Annotated in this window: 14 protein-coding genes; 10 read left to right on the forward strand and 4 right to left on the reverse strand. The window is 65.0% G+C overall.

The features are described 5' to 3' along the window. Positions 1-4 precede the first annotated feature (4 nt). The 4 genes from E8E75_RS28540 (at position 5) to E8E75_RS28555 (ending at position 5,126) form a co-directional block, all read left to right on the forward strand. Positions 5-1,462 carry an acyl-CoA reductase gene (locus tag E8E75_RS28540; protein WP_153922130.1) on the forward strand — a complete coding sequence of 486 codons (1,458 nt, stop codon included), beginning with the start codon at positions 5-7 and terminating at the stop codon, positions 1,460-1,462. A 63-nt stretch (positions 1,463-1,525) separates the two neighbouring features. After that, entirely contained in the window at positions 1,526-2,578 is a 1,053-nt protein-coding gene (locus tag E8E75_RS28545) for an NAD(P)-dependent alcohol dehydrogenase (RefSeq protein WP_153922128.1), read from the forward strand. A gap of 144 nt (positions 2,579-2,722) precedes the next feature. Then, entirely contained in the window at positions 2,723-4,063 is a 1,341-nt protein-coding gene (locus tag E8E75_RS28550) for a DUF1214 domain-containing protein (protein WP_256673310.1), read from the forward strand. A 22-nt stretch (positions 4,064-4,085) separates the two neighbouring features. Beyond that, positions 4,086-5,126: a DUF1254 domain-containing protein gene (locus tag E8E75_RS28555; protein WP_256673309.1), complete on the forward strand. Its 1,041-nt coding sequence runs from the start codon at positions 4,086-4,088 to the stop codon at positions 5,124-5,126. Positions 5,127-5,779: 653 nt separating this feature from the next. Here the strand turns inward: E8E75_RS28555 and E8E75_RS28560 are convergent. The 4 genes from E8E75_RS28560 to E8E75_RS28575 form a co-directional block, all read right to left on the reverse strand. Then, positions 5,780-7,354: an AMP-binding protein gene (locus E8E75_RS28560; RefSeq protein ID WP_256673019.1), complete on the reverse strand. Its 1,575-nt coding sequence runs from the start codon at positions 7,352-7,354 to the stop codon at positions 5,780-5,782. A 104-nt stretch (positions 7,355-7,458) separates the two neighbouring features. Then, entirely contained in the window at positions 7,459-8,373 is a 915-nt protein-coding gene (locus tag E8E75_RS28565) for an SDR family NAD(P)-dependent oxidoreductase (RefSeq protein ID WP_153919594.1), read from the reverse strand. An 87-nt stretch (positions 8,374-8,460) separates the two neighbouring features. Beyond that, positions 8,461-9,705 (reverse strand): thiolase family protein, encoded by a 1,245-nt coding sequence (locus E8E75_RS28570; RefSeq protein ID WP_153919597.1) that lies wholly within the window; start codon positions 9,703-9,705, stop codon positions 8,461-8,463. Positions 9,706-9,787: 82 nt separating this feature from the next. Further along, positions 9,788-10,561 carry an enoyl-CoA hydratase/isomerase family protein gene (locus tag E8E75_RS28575; protein WP_153919601.1) on the reverse strand — a complete coding sequence of 258 codons (774 nt, stop codon included), beginning with the start codon at positions 10,559-10,561 and terminating at the stop codon, positions 9,788-9,790. 228 nt (positions 10,562-10,789) lie between these two features. Here E8E75_RS28575 and E8E75_RS28580 point away from each other — a divergent pair, with 228 nt between their 5' ends. From E8E75_RS28580 to E8E75_RS28605, 6 genes are all read left to right on the forward strand, one after another. Then, positions 10,790-13,501, forward strand: a complete 2,712-nt coding sequence (locus E8E75_RS28580) for a LuxR C-terminal-related transcriptional regulator (protein ID WP_153919604.1) — start codon at positions 10,790-10,792, stop codon at positions 13,499-13,501. Positions 13,502-13,699: 198 nt separating this feature from the next. Next, the gene (locus tag E8E75_RS28585; protein WP_153919607.1) at positions 13,700-14,845 is read left to right on the forward strand and encodes an acyl-CoA dehydrogenase family protein; all 1,146 of its coding nucleotides are present in this window, start codon (positions 13,700-13,702) and stop codon (positions 14,843-14,845) included. Between the two features lie 101 nt (positions 14,846-14,946). After that, on the forward strand, positions 14,947-15,753 hold the full coding sequence (locus tag E8E75_RS28590; protein ID WP_153919610.1) for an enoyl-CoA hydratase/isomerase family protein: 807 nt from the start codon (positions 14,947-14,949) through the stop codon (positions 15,751-15,753). Positions 15,754-16,120: 367 nt separating this feature from the next. Further along, positions 16,121-17,308: a lipid-transfer protein gene (locus E8E75_RS28595; protein ID WP_153919613.1), complete on the forward strand. Its 1,188-nt coding sequence runs from the start codon at positions 16,121-16,123 to the stop codon at positions 17,306-17,308. 13 nt (positions 17,309-17,321) lie between these two features. Beyond that, the gene (locus tag E8E75_RS28600) at positions 17,322-18,515 is read left to right on the forward strand and encodes an acyl-CoA dehydrogenase family protein (protein ID WP_153919617.1); all 1,194 of its coding nucleotides are present in this window, start codon (positions 17,322-17,324) and stop codon (positions 18,513-18,515) included. Positions 18,516-18,530: 15 nt separating this feature from the next. Continuing rightward, positions 18,531-19,670, forward strand: coding sequence for an acyl-CoA dehydrogenase family protein (locus E8E75_RS28605; RefSeq protein WP_153919620.1), 1,140 nt, complete (start codon positions 18,531-18,533; stop codon positions 19,668-19,670). The last annotated feature ends 29 nt before the right edge of the window (positions 19,671-19,699 follow it).

Here is a 19,699-nt window from a genome sequence, read left to right on the forward strand (position 1 = left end):
AGCCATGACCCATCCCATTGCACCGATGATCCTTCGCGGCGAAGTGATCACCGACAACCTGATCGAAGTGGGCGGACGCGGCGGCGACCTGGCCTTCCTCACCCCTGACGCGCACAAGTACATCGACCGGCTGCCGCTGGGTAATCCGGCGAAACTGGCCGACCTGTATGAGCTGAGCTTCGGCGACATCCTCGACTACGCCGTCGAGCTTGGCGGGTGCCTGGCCTTCAACAGGAACCCGTACCTGCAGGAAGCCTGCGAGCTGTCCTACCTGACCGCGCCCACCACTCCGAGCATCGTCAAGGGCTCCTATATGGGCCTGCAGAACATGCTCTCGCGGGAGTTCATCACCGAGATGGTGGAAAGCACGGTGGGCGTGAAGTACCTCGAAGGCTGGGTCCCGCAGACCCTGCTGGATGGCACCGAGCTGGAAGTCCGCTGCTTCGGCGCGCGCACCTTGCACATCGTCGCCGGCAACGCCGTGTCCCTGTCCCTGTGGACCATCATTCGCAACATGGTCCTGCGCAGCGACGCCATCATCAAGGCACCGTCAAACGACCCGTTCACCGCCCTGGCCATCGCCCGCACCATGGTCGACATGGCACCGGACCACCCGTTGACCAAACACCTTTCCGTTGCCTACTGGAAGGGGGGCGACCAGGCGCTCGAGCAGCGCCTGTACCAGCCGCAGAACCTGGAGAAGATCGTTGCCTGGGGCGGCTTCGCTTCGATGAAGCACGTCACCCAGTACGTCCAGCCGGGCCTGGAGCTGATCTCCCTGGACCCGAAGCGCAGCGCCAGCATCATCGGCGAGGACACCTTCGCCAGCGAAGCCAGTATGCGCGAGGCGGCAGTACGCCTGGCTTCCGACATCGGTGCGATCAACCAGAAAGGCTGCGTGTGTGCGCGGGTGATCTATGTGCAGAGCGGCACCGATGCGGACGGGCTGGAGCGGCTGAACACCTTCGGCCAATACGTCTACGAGGCCATGGTGGGACTGCCAAACACGCTCAGCACCACGCCCAAGTCCTACGACATGAACCTCAAGGCCCACGTCGACGCGCTGCGCCTGGATGACGAGTGGTACAAGGTGATCGGCGGCCAGGCCGGGGAGGGAGCCATCATCTGCTCGCAGATTCCCGAGCCGGTGTCCTTCTCCACCCTGCTGGACGACCGCACCGCCAACCTGGTGCCGGTGGACGAGCTGAGCGAAATGCTCGATGCGGTGGACGCCTACACCCAGACCGTTGGCATCTACCCGGAGAGCGTAAAGGACCAGCTCAAGGATGTGCTGCCGCTCTACGGCGCGCAGCGCATCGTCTCGCTGGGCTATGCGGCAGCCATGAAGTTCGCCGCCCCGCAGGACTCCATCGAGCCGATGCGACGCATGGGCAAGTGGATTTCCAACCAGATCGCCTCGCCGGAAACCAGCCCGGCGCCCTGGCTGCGCCCCTCCATCTGATACCACGCGCCCTGTTTCGGCAGGGTGCTCCACCGTTTATCCGTGACATCCGAGGAAGCACCCATGACCACCTGCATCGGCTATGGAGCCCATGAGTCCCATGCGCAGCTGAAGCCGCTGAGCTTCGAGCGCCGCGCCCTGCGCGACGACGACGTCGCCATCGAGATCGCCTATTGCGGCGTCTGCCACTCGGACATGCACTACGTGCACAACGATTGGAACAGTACCCGCTTCCCCTGCGTGCCCGGCCACGAGATCGTTGGACAGGTCACCGCCGTGGGGCCTGCTGTAACTCGCTACAAGTTGGGCGACCGGGTCGCGGTCGGCTGCATGGTGGACAGCTGCCAGCAATGCGCGGCCTGCGAGGCGCAGGAAGAACCCCATTGCAGCCACGGCATGACGCCCACCTACAACGGGCTGGACCGTATTAGCGGCGAGGTCAACTACGGCGGCTATTCCCAGCACATCGTGGTTCGCGAGCAGTTCGTGCTACGCATGCCCGAGGCACTGGACCCGCGCTTCGCCGGCCCGCTGCTGTGTGCCGGTATCACGGTGTGGACGCCGCTGCGCGAGCATGGCGTTGGGGCGGGCACCCGCCTGGCCGTGGTCGGCCTTGGCGGGCTGGGTCACATGGGGGTCAAGCTGGCCGTCGCCCTGGGGGCTGAGGTCACGGTCATCACCACCTCGCCGGGCAAGGCCGACGACGCCCGGGCACTGGGGGCGCACCATGTGCTGCTGTCCACCGACCCGCAGGCGATGAAGGGGGCGGCGAGCAGCTTCGACCTCATCCTCGACACCATCCCGCGCACGCACAACGTCAACCCTTACCTGATGCTCCTGGGTCGTCACGGCAAGCTGGTGCTGGTGGGCGCCCTGGAACCGCTGGAACCGATCCATGGTGCGCTGCTGGCGATCAACAACCGCTCCATCGCCGGCTCGCTGATCGGCGGCCTCACCCAGACCCAGGAACTGCTGGACTTCTGTGCCGAACATCAGGTTCTGCCGAGTTGCGAGATGATCGATATCCAGGACATCAACACGGCCTTCGAGCGCATGGAACGCAATGACGTGAAGTACCGCTTCGTGATCGACATGGCCTCGTTGAAAGGCGCCTGACGGCGACCAGTCGCACCGCCCCGACCGCTGTGTCGGGGCTCTCCGCGTGATGCAGGGCCTGCGCCCACCCCAAAGGGGAGGGGTCATGTGTTCCTGGAACGGGCATAACCTGTCAGGGACGGTTCACGACGGAGAAAAACAACAATGCGTTCATTACGTCTGGCGCTGGCCTGCGGCGCCTTCACCACTTCCTGCCTGATGGCTGCGCTTGCGCCATCGGTTGCCAATGCCGCCGATCCGCAGGCGCCCATGTACTCGGACCGGGACGTGAGCGATGCCTACATTTACCTGCTCGGGCGCCTGCTGGTGCTGCGCCAGCAGCAACTGGACTTCCAGCAAGGCATGCGCTGGAACCAGCTGGTGCACCGCAAGCCGGGCGCCGTGGACTGGCCCAATCCCAACCTGGACGTGGCTTATTCCGAAGCCTGGGTGGCGTTGGACGAACGCAGCTGCACCCTGGTCAGCGTGCCGAAGATTTCCGAACGCTATTACACGGTGCAATTCCTCAATGGCTGGGGAGAGACCCTGGCCAACATCAATGAGCGCACCTTCGCGAAGCAGCCCAGCGGAGACTTCGCGGTCTGCCTGAAGGGCGCCAGCGTCACCCTGCCGAAGGGCGTCCAGCGCGTGGACCTGCCGACCCGTACCGCACGGGTGCTGTCGCGGGTGGAACTCGGCGCTGACCCGCAGCAGGCAGAGCGCCTGCAGCAGCAGTTCAGCATGCGCCCCAGCGGCTCGCCTCAGCTTCCCGAGGTGCCCGAAGTGCCCCTGTTCAGGTTGCAGCAACTGCCGGGCGTAGAGGCATTCGACGTCGCCGAGATGGCGCTGGAAGAGCCGGACCTGAATCCCGGCATGGAGGCGCTGCAGGCCCGCGTGCATGCGCTGGCCAAGCTGGCCAGCGATCCGGCGGAGCGCACGCGTCTGGATGCGGTGATCCGGAAGCAGGCCTTCACCGCCCTGGCCAAGGCTGCCCCGACCCTCGGTCCCGGCACGGTTCTCAACGGTTGGGTACGACCAGCCGTATCCGGCGCCTACGGCAGTGACTACCTGACGCGCACCCTGGTCAACCTGGGCGGCATCTGGGCCAACACCCAGCAGGAGGTCAATTACTTCCGTGGGGCCGTGGACAACCATGGCGAAGTCCTCGATGGTAGCCGCAGCTATTCCCTGACCTTCCCCCGCGACCAACTACCGTCCGGCTTCGCGCGCTATTTCTGGTCGATCACGGCCACCGATGCCAAGACTTTCAAGGTACTGCCGAACGCGCTGGGGCGCTTCCAGCTCAATAACCAGTCGGCCCTGCGCTACAACGCGGATGGCTCGCTGACCCTCTACTTCGGCCCGCAGCCGCCGGCGGGTGTCGCCGAGGCGAACTGGCTGCCAACCCTGGCAGGGCTGAACTTCCGGCTGATGTTCCGCTACTACGGCGCCAAGGGCGCGGTGGCCGGCGGACATTACTTCCCGCCGGCCCTGGCCAGGCTCTGAGGTGAATTCGATGAGAGCTGGAATGATGTACGAACTCAAAGTGATCCTGACGGCCCTCGGGCTGCTTGCGGCCTGCTTGCCCGTTGCGCGCAGCGAGGAACTGGCAGAGGCCGGCGTGCGCGTGACCGCGGACAATTTCGTCCGTGCCGAGACTGACCGTTACTTCGGCCTGACCGTGCAACGGGGCGGGTTCGGCAAGTTCGCCCATTGGCGCGAGCTGGTTCCGGTTGGCGCCGCCACCGTGGTGCGGCCGAACCGCGACACCCTCTATTCCACCGCCGTCTTCGACCTCGACGCGGGTCCCGTCAGCGTGTCCCTGCCCGATGCCGGCCCGCGTTTCATGTCGCTGGCGATCATCGACCAGGACCATCACGTCACCGAGGTGCACTACGGCGCGGGGCACTACAAGGTCGACAGGGCGGAGGTGGGGACCCGCTACGTGCTGGTGGGCGTGCGCACCCTGGTCAACCCTGCGGACCCGGCGGATTTCACCCGCGTTCGGGCATTGCAGGACGCCATCAACGTGGAGCAGCCCGGCGGACCGGGGCGCTTCGATGTCCCCAAATGGGATGAAGCGAGCCGTGCCAAGGTACGGAAGGCGCTGGTTGGGTTGGGGGAAACCCTGGATGACTCCCGTGGCATGTTCGGCAAGGACGGCGAGATCGACCCGGTGCGCCACCTGATCGGCAGTGCTACCGCCTGGGGCGGTAACCCGGCGAAGGACGCCTACTATCAGATCGTCACCCCCGAGCAGAACGACGGCCTGACTAACTACCGGCTGGAGGTGGGCGCGGTCCCGGTGGGCGCCTTCTGGTCCATCAGCGTCTACGACCAGGCGGGGCGCTTCCAGCGCAATGCCCTGGAGGCATACAGCCTCAACAGTCTGACTGCGAAGAAAGGCGAGGGCGGTATCACTTCCGTAAGCTTCGGCGGTTGTACGCCGCAGGTGGAGAATTGCCTGCCGATCATGCCCGGCTGGAACTACATGGTGCGTTTCTACCTGCCCGACAAAGCGATCCTGGACGGCAGCTGGAAATTGCCTGAAGCGCAACCTGAATCCTGAAAGTACCAAGCGGCGGCCAATTGGCCGCCGCTTTTTCTTCCCGTCCCGAAGGGGCAGGGCTGTGCCCGGGCTGAACGCCGGCACGAACACCCCCCCTCTCCCTCGGGAAGAGGGAGAGGGCTGCCATTGGTTGGCGCAGTGCCGTGCCATCTCGCGAATGAATTCGCTCCTACAGGGCAGGACTGGGTCCTGCTTGGCGATTGAAATCGCCCCTACAGGGCTGTGCCCAGGCTGAACGCCGGCACGGACAACCCACTTTCCCTCGGGGAGAGGCTTCGGGTGAGGGCGTCCATTGGCCGGCACGCTGCCCCGCCATTTCGCGAATGAATTCGCTCCTACAGGGCAGGACTGGGTCCTGCTTGGCGATTGAAATCGCCCCTACAGGGCTGTGCCCAGGCTGAACGCCGGCACGGACAACCCTCTTTTCCTCGGGGAGACGGTTGGGGTGAGGGCTGCCATTGGTTGGCGCGCTGCCCCGCCATTTCGCGAATGAATTCGCTCCTACAGGGCAGTTCCGTGAAGGGGGCGGGCGATGTTCCACGAGCTTGTGAAACCCATCGATGAATACCCATAAAAAAGCCCCGATGGCCCCTATTCGGAATGGGACACATCGAGGCATCAAGCGAGGGTAATCTTCAAACCGCTGGTGGACCTCAGGACACGCGGCGGGCCTTGTCCTTCCAGTATTTCTCCCGTACCTGGCGGCGCAGCACCTTGCCCACCACGCTTACCGGCAGTGCTTCGACGAAGAGGATCGACTTGGGCGCCTTGAAGCGGCCCAGGCTGCCCTTGACGTGTTCGATAAGCACCTCCGGCGAGACTTCCTGGCCAGCCTTGAGCACCACTTCCGCGTGCAGCGCCTCGCCCCATTCCTCGTGGGGAACGCCAACCACCGCCGAGTTGGATACGGCCGGGTGGGCATTGAGGGCGGCTTCTACCTCGACGGCGTACACGTTGAAGCCGCCGGTGATGATCATGTCTTTCTTGCGGTCCACCAGGTGCAGGAAACCCTGGTCGTCGAGGTAGCAGAGGTCGCCGGACTTCCAGAAGCCATCGACGAACTCGGCGGCGCTGGCCTCCGGGTTGCCGAAGTAGCCGGAAACGGTACCGCGGGAGCGTACCCAGAGTTCGCCGGTAGCGCCCTGTTCCAGGGGCTTACCGTCGTCGTCGACGATGATCACTTCGGCACCGGCGGCGATGCGCCCGGCAGAGCCGATCTGGCTGTCGGAGGCGCCCTGGTGGTCGGCCTTGCCGAGGATGGCCACGGCGTGCAGGCACTCGGTGGCGCCGTAGATCTGCATGAATATGTTGCCGAAGCGTTCCTGGGCCTGGCGCAGCTTGGCCGGGCTCATGGGCGCGGCGCCGTAGGCCAGGGTTTGTAGCGAGGAGAGGTCGTAGTCGGTGGCTTCCGGCATTTCCAGCAGCCGGTAGATCATGGTCGGCACCAGGAGGGTCATGGTGACCCGCTCGGCGGCGATGTTCCGGCACAGCTGGGCCAGGTCCGGCACGTTCTGGGTCAGGGTGCAGCCACCCCGGAACAGGGTTGGCAGCAGGCCGAGGCCAGAGCCGTGGCTGATGGGGGCCATGTGCAGGAAGCGGGTATCAGGCTGATAGGGCTGCTCGTTCTCCATGTACATGGAGTCGCGCAGCGCGAGCCAGTTGTCCATGGTGTAGGGCACGCACTTGCTGACGCCAGTGGTGCCGCCGGTGAAGCGATAGGACACCACGTCGTTCTGGGTTTCGTGGGCGATGTCCGGTGTCGCGTCGGAGACGCCTTCGAGCAGGTCCCAGAAATACAGGAGGCCGTCACGGGGCTGGGCCGGCGGGTCCATGCACACCACCTGGATGCCTTGCTCGTGAAGCATGTCGAAGTAGCGTTCCAGCAACGGGTTCTCCAGGAACACGGCCTTGGGGCGGATCAGGGCGATCTGCGAGCGGTGTTCCTCCAGGGAGTCGCGGAAGTTGGTGTAGGCACCTGCCGCCTCGCCCTTCATGGAGGTCCAGGCATGCACCAGGGACAGGTTGTCGTTGTCCAGGATGCACAGGTAGACGTCGCCACGCTGCAGGCCAAGGCGCTCGCGCAGCATATTGGCGATGCGGTTGGTGAGTGAATGCAGCTCGCGGAAGGTGTAGCGGCGTTTGCGCTCGATGTTCACCAGCGCCTCGCGGTCGGCGAATCGCAAGGCGAGGTTGCCCATGGTCCGGGCGAAATTCATTTTTGTCGTCATTGTTGTTCTCCCTCCTGTACCCCGGACGGGCCGGGTATCCGGCGATTAGCCTGCAGGCCCCGCGGGCCTTGTACAAGGCCCGCGGGGCTTCGTCCAGCGCGGGATCAGGCGCCCTTGATGCCTTTCATGGCGGCGTCGACGAACAACTGCACCTGCTGGTTGGCGTCGTTGCGCGGGCCGGCGCTGTTCCAGTCAGTAATCTGCGCAAGGTGCGCTTCGATGGCTTCCGGCGACAGCTCGGCGTCGTTGATGTAAACCGGTGCTGTTTCTTCCATGCGTACGGCAGAGAACACGCCGGCGCCGGCGCCGAGAATCAGCTTGGTCGGTGCGTTCTCGCTGACCAGGAACAGGGCACCCGGGGTGACCTGCTCGGGGCGGCTGGCCTTGAGCAGCTCTTCCGGCATCACGTCCGCGGTCATGCGGGTGGCGGCCATGGGCGCGAGGGTGTTGACCAGGATGTTGTTCTTGCGGCCTTCGATGGCGAGCATGTTCATCAGACCCACCAGGGCCATCTTGGCGGCACCGTAGTTGGCCTGGCCGAAGTTGCCGAACAGGCCGGCTGCGGAGGTGGTCATCAGGATGCGGCCGTAGTTCTGCTCGCGCATCAGGTCCCAGACGGCCTTGGTGCAGTTCACCGAACCCATCAGGTGGACGTTGACCACGGCGTTGAAGTCGGCCATCTCCATCTTGGTGAAGGACTTGTCGCGCAAGATGCCAGCGTTGTTGATCAGGATGTCGACGCGGCCGAAGGTTTCGACCGTCTGCTTGGCCAGCGCCTGGACCTGCTCGTAGTCGGCCACGTTGGCGCCGTTGGCAATGGCGGTACCACCGGCCTGGCGGATTTCCTCGACCACGGCCAGGGCTGCGTCGGATGAGCTACCGGAACCGTCGCGGCTGCCGCCGAAATCGTTGATCACTACCTTGGCGCCGCGGGCAGCCAGTTCAAGGGCGTGGACGCGCCCCAGGCCATTGCCGGCGCCGGTGACGATGGCGACGCGATCATCAAAGCGAATAGTCATGCTGTATATCCTCTCTTGAAGCGTAGTAGGAGGGAGAACGGCGGGGAGAGCGCGTGGATTCTCCTGGTCGCCGATCTCCGCAAAGGGTCAGGTGCGGGCGAAGATGCCGACGTGCTCGGTCGATTCCTCGACGCGCCAGAGGCCGCCGCCGTTGCCCTGCAGGGCGATACGGGCGCCTTCGACCTGGCGCTTGCCGCAGTCGCCGCGCAGTTGCTCGACCAGTTCGAAGATCTGGCCGATGCCGGTGGCGCCGATGGGGTGGCCCTTGGATTCCAGGCCACCCGACGGGTTGACCGGCAGCTTGCCGCCCAGGCTGAAATCGCCGCGCTCGGCCATCACGCCGCTCATGCCCGGCTCGCAGAGGCCCAGGGCCTCGATGGCGAGCAGTTCGCCGATGGCGGTGGCGTCGTGCACCTCGGCCACGTCAACGTCCTGTGGGGAAATGCCGGCCTGCTCGAAGGCGGCCTTGCCGGCCAGGTGGGTGCAGCCCTTGTCGAAGTCCTCGGCGGCGCGGGCCGAAGCCGAACGCACCACGCTGGCCAGCACCTTGATAGCGCGGCTCTTGTCGAAGCCGTACTTCTTCAGCGCCGATTCGGTGCAGAGGATAGCGGCGGCGGCACCATCGGAGATGGGCGAGCACATCGGTAGGGTGATGGGGTAGGTGATCGGCGGTGCGGCGAGGATTTCCTCGATGCTCATGGCATTGCGGTACTGCGAGCGTTCGTTGTGCACCGAGTGGCCGTGGTTCTTCGAGGAAACGGCCGCCAGCTGGCGCTGGGTGATGCCATAGCGCTCCATCAGGCCGCCACGGCCGAGGGCCGCGTAGACGTCCATGAAGGGGCTGTAGGGCTTCTCCGACTGGGAACCGGGCGGCGGCACGATGCCCTTGCCCATGGCGGCAAGGTAGTTCTTGTTTTCCTCGAAAGTCTCGATGTCCCAGGCGGACTCGAAGGCGGAGAACATCTTCATTTTGTCGCTGTAGAACATCTTTTCCGCGCCCACGGCGATGGCCACGTCAGCGGCGCCGGCGCGCAGTTGGGTGACCGCCAGGCTGAAGGCATGGCTGGAAGAGGCGCAGGCGCCCTCGATGTTGAAGATCGGGATGCCGTCCAGGCCCAGCGGCAGCAACGCTACCTGGCCGCGAATCATGTGCTGGCCATCGAAGTGGCCCTGGGTGCAGTTGCCGAAGAAACCGACCTGGACCCATTTGCGGTCACAACCGGCGTCCTTCAGGGCGTCTTCCACCGCCCAGGCGGTCAGTTGCTTGATGGTTTTGTCGGTGTGACGGCCGAAGGCGGTCATTCCGACGCCCACGATGTAAACGTTTTCCATCTTTACTCCTTCATGATCTGCTGCACGTCGGCATAGCTGCTCTAGCTCGCCAGATCATGGCTATCTGGTTGTGGGCGGGGGATCAGTAGCCCTTGAAGTCCGGCTTGCGCTTCTCGGCGAAGGCGCGCACGCCTTCGGCCATGTCGTAGGAGCGCTGGTGATTGCGCAGCTCCAGGAGCTCCTGGCGCAGGGCATCGGCGCGCGACTTGTCGCCGGCTTCGTTGGCGACCTTCTTCATGCGCCGCAGTACCAGCGGGCTCTTGTCGGCCAGCTTGTCGCCGATGGCCTGCACGCGGTCCACCAGCTCGGCATCGGCTACCACTTCGCTGACCAGGCCGTACTGCTTCATGTCCTGGGCCGGCAGGGAGTCGCCGGTAAACAGCATGTACTTGGCGATGTTTTCCGGGATCTTGCGCGGCAGCACAGCGGCACCGCCGCCACCGGGGAACACGCCGAAGTTGGAGTGCGCATCGCCGAAACGGGCGCTCTGGGCGGCGATAACGAAGTCGCAGCAGAGCACGGTCTCCAGGCCACCGGCGAGCGCAAGGCCGTTGACGGCGGCGATTACCGGCTTCGGATAGACGCGCAGCAGGTCGAAGAAGGCGACGATGGTGTCCAGCAGGTCGGGCTCACCCGGCTGGGGCGTGCCGCTGGCCTTGAGGTCGGCGCCGGCGCAGAAGGCCGGACCGGTTGCGGTCAGCGCGATCACGCGCACGCCGGCATCGTCTTCCCAGGCCTGCAGGCGGGCAATCATGGCCTCCAGCATGTCCCGGTTCAGGGCGTTCATGGCTTTCGGGCGCGTCAGGGTGATCCAACCCACCTGACCCTTCACCTCAAAAGAAACGGACTCGCTCATCTCAGCTCCTCGATAGCAATGCAAATGGCGTTTCTGCCTGGATTCGAACTTACGCGAGGCCGTCGGCGCAGCTCCCCCCCCGTTGCGGACGGGGTCGACTTCCACCCGGTTGTAGCAGGATGCAGGCGACGTCCGGGCAATGCCTGAAGCCGGGTGAAGCCCACACCTGGTCCCGTTTGGAGCAGGGCCGGACCGTCTCGAACAAGTACAAGGGCGGAGAAAGCCAATATGCATACATCAGTCATCAATGCCGACGACCTGCTGGTCGCGACCAAGTTCTCGCCCCCGCGCCTCAATGCCCGGCACATTTCCCGTGCGCACTTGCTGGCCCGCCTGCGCGAGGCCCAGCAGTGCAGCGCGACCCTGATCACCGGGGGCGGGGGATTCGGCAAGACCATCCTGCTCGCCCAATGGCGCCTGGAACTGATGAAGTCCGGGCTGGATGTGGCCTGGATCTCCTTCAGCGTTGACGACCGGCAGTTCGCGAGTTTTCTCGTCTACCTGCTGGCGGCCCTGAAGCGCCTGGGCATCCGCATTGAGCAGGAGTGGCTGCACAGCGATGGCACCGAGCAATCGATCACTGCCCTGGTGGCTATCGTGACTCGCGCTGCGGAAACCGTTGGCCGGGAACTGCACCTGTTGATGGATGACTTCCACCATGTGGAAGCGCCGGCCGCCCACCGGTTGATGCAGAAGCTGCTGGATCACTGTCCGGCCAACCTGCATATCGCCATCGCGTCGCGGACAACGCCGCCGCTCAGCCTCGGGCGCCTGCGCATGCAGGGCCACCTGGCGGAGATCGACTTCGCCGAACTGCCCTTCGACCTGGACGAAACCCGCGACTTCTTCCAGCAGAACCTCGGCACCCTGAAGCTCAGCGCCGATGAAGAGCACCTGATCCATGACCTGACCAGTGGCTGGCCGGCCAGCCTGCAACCGATCGCCACCATGCTGCGGGCGCGGCCGACGAAACGTACTCAGTTGCGCTCGATCCTCGCCAAGTCCAGCGACTTGCAGGCCTATCTGGCCGAGGACGTGGTGGCCTGCCTGCCGCCCGAGCTGATCGGGTTCATGGAGAAGGTTTCGATCTTCCGGCGCTTCAATGCCGATCTCGCCGAGTTCGTCACCGCGAGCTCGCGCGCACCGGAGTTGATGAAGCGGGCCGAGGACGAGAACCTGCTGATCTACCGCATCGAGTCAGACGACAGCACGCCCTGGTATCGCTTCCATCCGCTGTTCGGCGAGTTTCTGGTGCAACGCCTGGCCACCCACGGGGCCGCTGAAGTCCAAACGTTGCACCGGCGCGGCAGCCAGTGGTTCGCCGAGCATGACTACCTGGTGGAAGCCGTGCGTCACGCCAACCTGGGCGGTGACCTGGATTATGCGCTGGAGGCCATGGAGGAAGCGGCCTCGACCACCTGGAGCATGGCCTACGTAAGTCCGATGCTGCATCTGCTGGAACGATTGCCGCAGGAGGTCCTCTTCGCTCATCCACGGCTGTTCATCATGGGTTGCCTGACTTACGCCTTCACCGCGCGGCCGGACAAGGCGCAGCGCTGGCTCGAGCAGATACGCCGCACGGAGGCGGCACGCAATCCGGCGGTATCGTCGAAGCTGGTCCTGGCGGATGCCGCGATCGCTCTGCAACTGGACCAGCCCCGGCGGGTCATCGGACTGCTGGAGCCGGCCCACCAGGTGTCACTGGACAACCATTCGCTGCACTACATCAGTCTCTCGGGTCTGGTCACTGCCTATCTGGCGGTAGGTCGCTTCGATGACGCCCGCCGCTTGCACGAACAGCATCCGGTCCATATCGAGGACCGTGACAATGACATGGCCATGGTCTTCGAAAGCACACGTGCCCTGACGAGCCTCAGGTCCGGAGACGCCCTGGAGGCAGAACGCCTGGGGTCGAGCATTCTCGCCCGGGCGGAAGAGAGCTACGGGCGCGGTTCAGTGTCCGCCAACCTGTGTGCCGCCACGCTCTGCGATGCCTATTACGAACTGGACCGCCTCGACGACGCCCTGCGGGTGCTGGCCAATCGCAGCGGCATCCTGCGCTCCTCCATGCCGGATGTGATGGCCCGTGCCTCGATCTGCCGCGCCCGTATTGCGGTGCAGCGCGAGTCGTTCCAGGCAGCCCTGGATTTCCTCGAGGCGCAGGCGGCGCATTTCCATGTACTGGGCCTGGATCGTCTGCTGGCGCTGATGCTGGCCGAGCAGGTCCGGATGCTCCTGGAGCAGGGAGAGCTGCGTCGCGCCACGGCGCTGGTATCGCGCCTGGCCGATCTCGAAACGGCCCAGCGGACGACCGCCGAAATGCGCAATGAGATCGCGCAGATTGCCACCTTCGCCCGGGCACGGCTGGCGTTGGCCGGACGCGATCCGGGCTGGGCGCTGGAGGGGCTGGCGACGGTACGGGAGTGCGCCGAGAAGTCAGGGCGGGCGCGTACCCTGGTCAAGGTCAGGCTGCTCGCGGCCTTGGCCCATGACGAGCTTGGCCAGCGACGTGAAGCCGATGAAAACCTTCAGTCCGCCATGGCAGTTGCCGCCCGGCACGGACTGGTTCGTACCGTACTGGACGAAGGCCGGGTGGTGGTCGAGCGGTTGCTGCAATGGCGTGCTGAGTGTCCGCCCGAAGCCCCAGAGGCCGTCTACCTGGACCGCCTCCTTGCGTACGACGAGCCGGACGCCGAGCCGTTGCCGTCGATCTTGCCGACACGTGTGGTGGCCCAGGCTCCGCGCGCCAGCCTGACTCCGCGCGAACTGGAGATCCTCGGGCTGGTGGCGCAGGCAATGTCCAACAAGCGCATTGCCCTGACGCTCAACATCACCTTCGGCACAGTGAAGTGGAACGTGAAGAACATCCTCGCGAAGCTGGGTGTGTCGAGTCGCTATGCGGCCATTTCCCTGGCGCGCCAGCAGGGGTTGCTGAAGTAGCTGGACGTCCTCCCGGGCGAGTTTCCCCTACCGAGAGGGGAGGCGCGGACGCGGAGTCGTCGCCTCCATGCTGCGGACATTGCGCCAAGTAGCGACCGTCCGCGTGACGCGTTCCGCCGGATCGATCCGGGCGGCGTCCGGTCGGCGGCGGTTGCAGCGCAAGGCATCGGAACTTCGACCCAGGTCAAGAGGAAGCATATGAGCGATACATCCGCAGCATTCCTGAGTGAGCAGGAAATCATGATCCGCGACGCCGCCCGCAAGGTGGCCCAGGAAGTGGTGGCAGCCACGGCCGCCGAGCGCGACCGCACTGGCGCCTGGCCCCGCGACGAGCTGAAGGCGGTGGCCGATCTCGGCTTCCTCGGCATGCAGGTTCCCGTGGAAGCCGGCGGTTCGGGCATGTCCTTCCCCGAGTACTGCCTGGCCATCCAGGAGTTCGCTGCAGCCGACGCCGGTTTCGCCACCATTCTTCATGTCCACAACGGCATGACCGACATGCTCAATCGCTTCGGCACTGAGCGGCAGAAAGAGAAATACCTGGCCGGAATGATCTCCGGCGAGCTGATTGCCGCGGGCCTGCTGACAGAGCCGCAGGCCGGCTCTGACACCGCCGCGTTCCGCACGACCGCTCGCCGCGAGGGTGACTGCTACGTGCTCAATGGCAGCAAGCAGTTCATCTCCAACGGCAACGAGGCCGGCATCGCCTTCGCCATCGCGGCGGTGACCGAGACCCCGGAAGGCCGCAAGGGCCCCAGCATGTTCATCATCGACCCGCGCGAGCCCGGCTACACCGTGACCCGTGTGGAGAGCAAGATGGGCCAGCGCTCGGCCCATGTGGCGGCGATCCAGCTGGACAACTGCCGGGTGCCGGCGGAGAACCTGCTGGCTGATGAAGGCACTGCCTACAAGCGCCTCATGGCGACCCTCTCCGAAGGCCGCATCGGTATCGCCGCGGTGGCCGTGGGAGGCGCCCGCGCCGCCCTGGAAGCGGCCGTGAAGTACGCCAACGAGCGTGAAGCCTATGGCTCGCCGATCATCAACCTGCAAGGCGTGGCCTTCGACCTGGCCGACATGGCCACCCAGTTCGAGGTCGCCCAGCATTTCACACTGCATGCGGCCCGATTGCACTTTGCGGGTGTGCACTGCGCCAAGGAGGCCTCCATGGCCAAGCTGTTCGCCAGCGAGATGGCCGAAAAGGTCTGCTCCGATGCGTTGCAGATTCATGGCGGCTACGGCTACCTCAGTGACTTCCCAGTGGAGCGCTACTGTCGCGACGTCCGGGTGACAAAGATCTACGAGGGCACCAGCCATATTCAGAAGGTAATCATCGCCCGCCACCTGTAAGGCCGGGATCGAAACTTCCTGTAGGAGTTGGCTTGCCAGCGAATACGGACCCTTTCGCCAGCAAGCTGGCTCCTACGGCTCGTCGTCTTATCAGGAGGAAAATGGACGTGACTGACAGTGCAGTGCTCTACGAGAAGATCGGCAAGACGGCGCTAATCACCCTGAACCGGCCGCAGAAGAGGAATGCCTTCGAAGCGGCTATCAACCGAGCCTTGCCAGCGGCCGTGAAGGCTGCGCGGGAGGACCGCTCGGTACGCTCGGTGGTTCTGACCGGCGCGGGTGGGTCTTTCTGCTCCGGCTTCGACCTGGGCAGCCTGGAGGAGGGGGAGGATGGGGCCTTTGCCGGACGCAACCTGGTGCTGGGCTTTCACGATTGGTTCTGTGGGCTGATCGACATGGAGAAACCGGTCATCGCCGCAGTGGACGGTGCCGCCGTGGGGGCGGGGTTCTCCCTGGCCCTGGCGGCGGACTTCATCTTCGTCACGCCACGAGCCCGGCTGCTGCCGACTTTCCTCAGTCTCGGCCTGGTGCCGGACCTGTCCATGTTGCATGTGCTGCCGCGCCTGGTGGGTTTGGCCAAAGCCAAGGAGATCATTTTCTCCGCACGTCCCATCGATGCTGAGCAGGCCGTGGCGCTGGGCCTGGCCCAGGCGTTGATTCCGGAAGGGCAGTTGCTGGATAGCGCCTTGCAGTTCGCCATGCAATTCGACGAAGCCCCGGCGGATGCGCTGGGCATGGCCAAGACATTGCTCAACCGTTCGTTCGAGACCGACCGCCAGGCCATGAACCAGTTCGAGGCCGCTGCCCAGTCGCTGTGCGGTGCGAGCCGCTACCACGCCGAGGCGGTTCGCCGTTTCCTGGCCAAGGAAGGGTTGCCCTACCGGGGCGCGGTGCGTCCGGCGACCTGACATTTCGCGAATGGATTCGCTCCCACGGGGCAGGACTGTGTCCCGCTTGGCGAATGAATTCGCCCCTGCAGGACGGTGGCCACGCCTTCGCACCGTCCGTCCCCGGCGCCATAAACCACTACGCCTGGCGTCCATTGCCACTGCTGCTGCTACCCGCATCCGCTAACGTGCCCCGGTTCATCCGTACCTGGTTGTCACGACGGAACCCGGCCGGGGAGGGATGCCTGCCCGGAGGGCTATCCAAATGGGGAGGGGCGGGCCGCAGGAGGGGATGCCTATCCTTGATGCTCAAGAACCTGCCGTCCGGCGCGACCGCCGGGTGAGCGCCACTGGCGCCTGCGGGATACCCACAGATGAGGAGAAAGACATGAGGCAGAAAGTCGTCGTCGCCGGTGTAGGCATGATCCCCTTCGTGAAGCCCGGCCAGAGCGAAACCTACGCGGTCATGGGGGAGCAGGCCGTACGCCTGGCCCTGGCGGACGCGGGCGTGGGCTACGAGTCTATCCAGCAGGCTTATGCCAGCTATGTCTTCGGTGATTCCACCTGCGGCCAGCGTGTCCTCTACAACGTGGGCATGACCGGCATTCCGGTGCTCAACGTGAACAACAACTGCGCCAGCGGCTCGTCAGCGCTGTACCTGGCCAACCAGGCGATCAGCAGCGGCATGGTGGACATTGTCCTGGCCTTCGGTTTCGAGCAGATGATTCCCGGTGCCATCAACAGCGCCTTCGCTGATCGACCCAGTCCGCTGGAGCTGTTCCTCGAGCAGTGCAACGAGGCGATTCCCGGTGCCGCCGAGATTCCCGCCGCCCTGCGCATCTTCGGTAGCGCCGGTGTCGAGCACATGAAACGCTTCGGCACGCCGCTGGAAACCTTCGCCAAGATTCGCGCCAAGGCCAGCCGCCATGCGGCGAACAACCCCAAGGCCGTGTTCCGCAAAGTGGTCACCACCGAGGAAGTGATGGCCGACCAGGTGGTCTGGCCGGAAGTCATGACCCGCCTGATGGCATGCCCGCCCACTTGTGGCGCTGCCGCTGTGGTGCTGTGCAGCGAGGCTTACGCGCAGAAGCACGGGCTGGATCGCAGCGTGTCGATTGCCGGCCAGGCGCTGACCACCGATGGCGCGGAGACCTTCAAGTCCGGCGACATGCGTGATGTGGCAGGCTTCTCGATGTCCCGCGCGGCCGCTCGCCAGGTTTACGAAATGGCCGGCATTGGTGCAGATGAAGTGGACGTGGTCGAACTGCACGACTGCTTCGCCCAGAATGAACTGCTGACCTACGAATCCCTGGGGCTGTGCCCGGAAGGTGGTGCGCAGAAGTTCGTCGACGACGGCGACAACACCTATGGCGGCCGCTATGTGGTCAACCCCTCCGGTGGCCTGCTGTCCAAGGGGCACCCCATCGGCGCGACTGGCCTCGCCCAGTGCACCGAGCTGGTCCAGCAGCTGCGCGGCCAGGCCGAGCAGCGCCAGGTAGAGGGCGCGCGCATCGCCCTGCAGCACAACATCGGTATCGGTGGCGCCTGCGTGGTGACCATGTACCGCAAGGACTGACAGGGGAAACCTGATGGATTTTCAACCTGACGCCAGCCTCGCAGCTTTCCGTGACGAGGTCCGGCAGTTCCTCCGGGAGATCCCGGATGAGCTGAAAGGCCAGCAGCGTTGCACCCGCTCGCCGCGCGAGCAGATCATGCGCTGGCAGAAACTGCTCAACGAACGTGGCTGGGGCGCGCCCTACTGGGCGAAGGAACACGGTGGCACCGGCTGGTCGGTTCCGCAGATCCTGGTCTTCGATGACGAATGCAGCGCGGCCGGCACGCCGACCCAGGATGCCTTCGTGCAGAAGATGCTCGGGCCGGTACTCAATGCGTTCGCCACTCCAGAGCAGAAGGCCGAGCACTTGCCGGCCGTCTTCAACGGCGAGCGCCTGTGGTGCCAGGGTTTCTCCGAACCGGGTTCCGGTTCCGACCTGGCCTCGTTGCGCACCCGTGCGGTGCGTGAGGGCGACCACTATGTGGTGAACGGCCAGAAGACCTGGACCAGCTATGCCCACCAAGCCGACTGGATCTTCCTGTTGGTGCGCACCGACACGGAAGTGAAGAAGCAGGCCGGTATCAGTTTCCTGCTGGTGGACATGAAGTCGCCCGGGGTCACCGTGCGTCCGATCCGCAGCATCGACGATGCCCATCACCTGAACGAGACCTTCTTCGACAACGTGCGGGTTCCGGTGCGCAACCTGATCGGCGCCGAAGGGCAAGGTTGGAGCATCACCAAGTTCCTGCTCAACAACGAGCACGCCACCACCGCCGACCTGCCCGAGCTCAAGCGTTACATGCGCGAGCTGCGGCTGATCGCCGCCACGTTGCACGTGGGCGACCAACTGCTCTGCGAGCGTCCGGAGTTCGCCTTGAAGCTGGCGCGGCTGGATGCCGAGCTGCAGGCCATGGAAATGCTGGTCCAGCGCGTGGCTCGCCTGGAACAGCAGCACAACCCGGCCTCACACAGTCTCGGTTCGATGCTCAAGGTCCGCGCTACGGAGCTGCAGCAACGCATCACCGAGACGCAGATCGAGGCCCTGGGGGACTACGGCGCCATCGCCTATCCGCATCCACACGAGGCGGACCCGGAGCAGCCATATCCGCTGCAACGGCTGGCGCGCGGCATTTCGAACGACATGTTCCTGCGCCGGGCCTCGACCATCTATGGCGGCACCAGCGAAGTGCAGCGCGGCATCATCGCCAAGTTGTTGTTCCAACTCTGATAGCAGGACACCGGCATGGATTTCGAACTCACTTCGGAACAGCAGCTGTTGCAGGACAGCGTGCGCCGTTACATCGACAAGGCCTACAGCTTCGAGGCGCGCACCGCCCTGCTGAAGGCCGGGAAGAACGGCAGCGCCGAGCACTGGGGCATGTTTGCCGCCAACGGCTGGCTGATGGCGGCGCTGCCTGAGGAACACGGCGGGCTCGGTGGCTCGCCTCTGGAAACCGCGATCATTGCCCAGGAGCTGGGTCGTGGCCTGGTACTGGAGCCTTATCTGGGCTGCGCAGTGCTGGCTGCACAGACCCTTGCGGCTGCCGCCAACCCCGAACAGCAGGCGCGCTGGCTGCCGCAACTGGCGGAGGGTACCTGCCGCATCGCCCTGGCCTATAGTGAACCCGGCTCGCGCGGCATGCCCGAGCCGGTGACCCTGCGCGCCGAACGTAGTGGCGACGGCTTTATCTTGCATGGGCTCAAGAGCCTGGTGCTGGGCGCGCACGATGCCCATGCCTTCATCGTTTCCGCACGGATCGAAGGCACTGCAGGCGTCAGTCTGCTGCTGGTGGACGCCGACGCCGTGGGGCTGGAGCGCCAGGCTTTGCCGCTGCATGACGGTACCTGGGTGCAAGAGCTCAATTTCGATGGCGTCGAGGTCGGCGCAGACGGGTTGTTGGGCGAGGCGGGCCAAGGTCTGCCGGCTCTGCGCGAAGGCCTGGCCCACGGCATCGTTGCACTGTGCGCCGAACTGATCGGCGGCATGGAGAAGACCCTCGAAGTCACTGCCGACTACCTCAAGGTCCGCAAGCAGTTCGGGGTGCCCATCGGCTCGTTCCAGGCCCTGCAGCACCGCATGGCCGACATGGCCGCGGAGGTGGAGCTTGCGCGCTCGATGCTGCATGCCGCGCTGGCCTCCATGACCAACGATGACGAACCGACCCGGCGCAAGACCCTGTCCGGCGCCAAGATGCTGATCGGCCGAGCGGCGAAGTTCGTCTGCGGGCAGGGCATCCAGCTGCACGGCGGTATCGGCATGACCGAGGAGTACCTGGTGGGGCACTACTACAAGCGCGCCGTGGTCGCCGACCTGCTGCTGGGCAGCAGCGACAGCCATGAGGCGGCCTGTGCCAAAGCCCTTCAGGCCGAACTGCGGGCCTGACCAAGCCATTCAGACCATCTGGAGACAAC

Source organism: Pseudomonas sp. BN606 (assembly GCF_029873115.1).
Classification (GTDB): domain Bacteria; phylum Pseudomonadota; class Gammaproteobacteria; order Pseudomonadales; family Pseudomonadaceae; genus Metapseudomonas.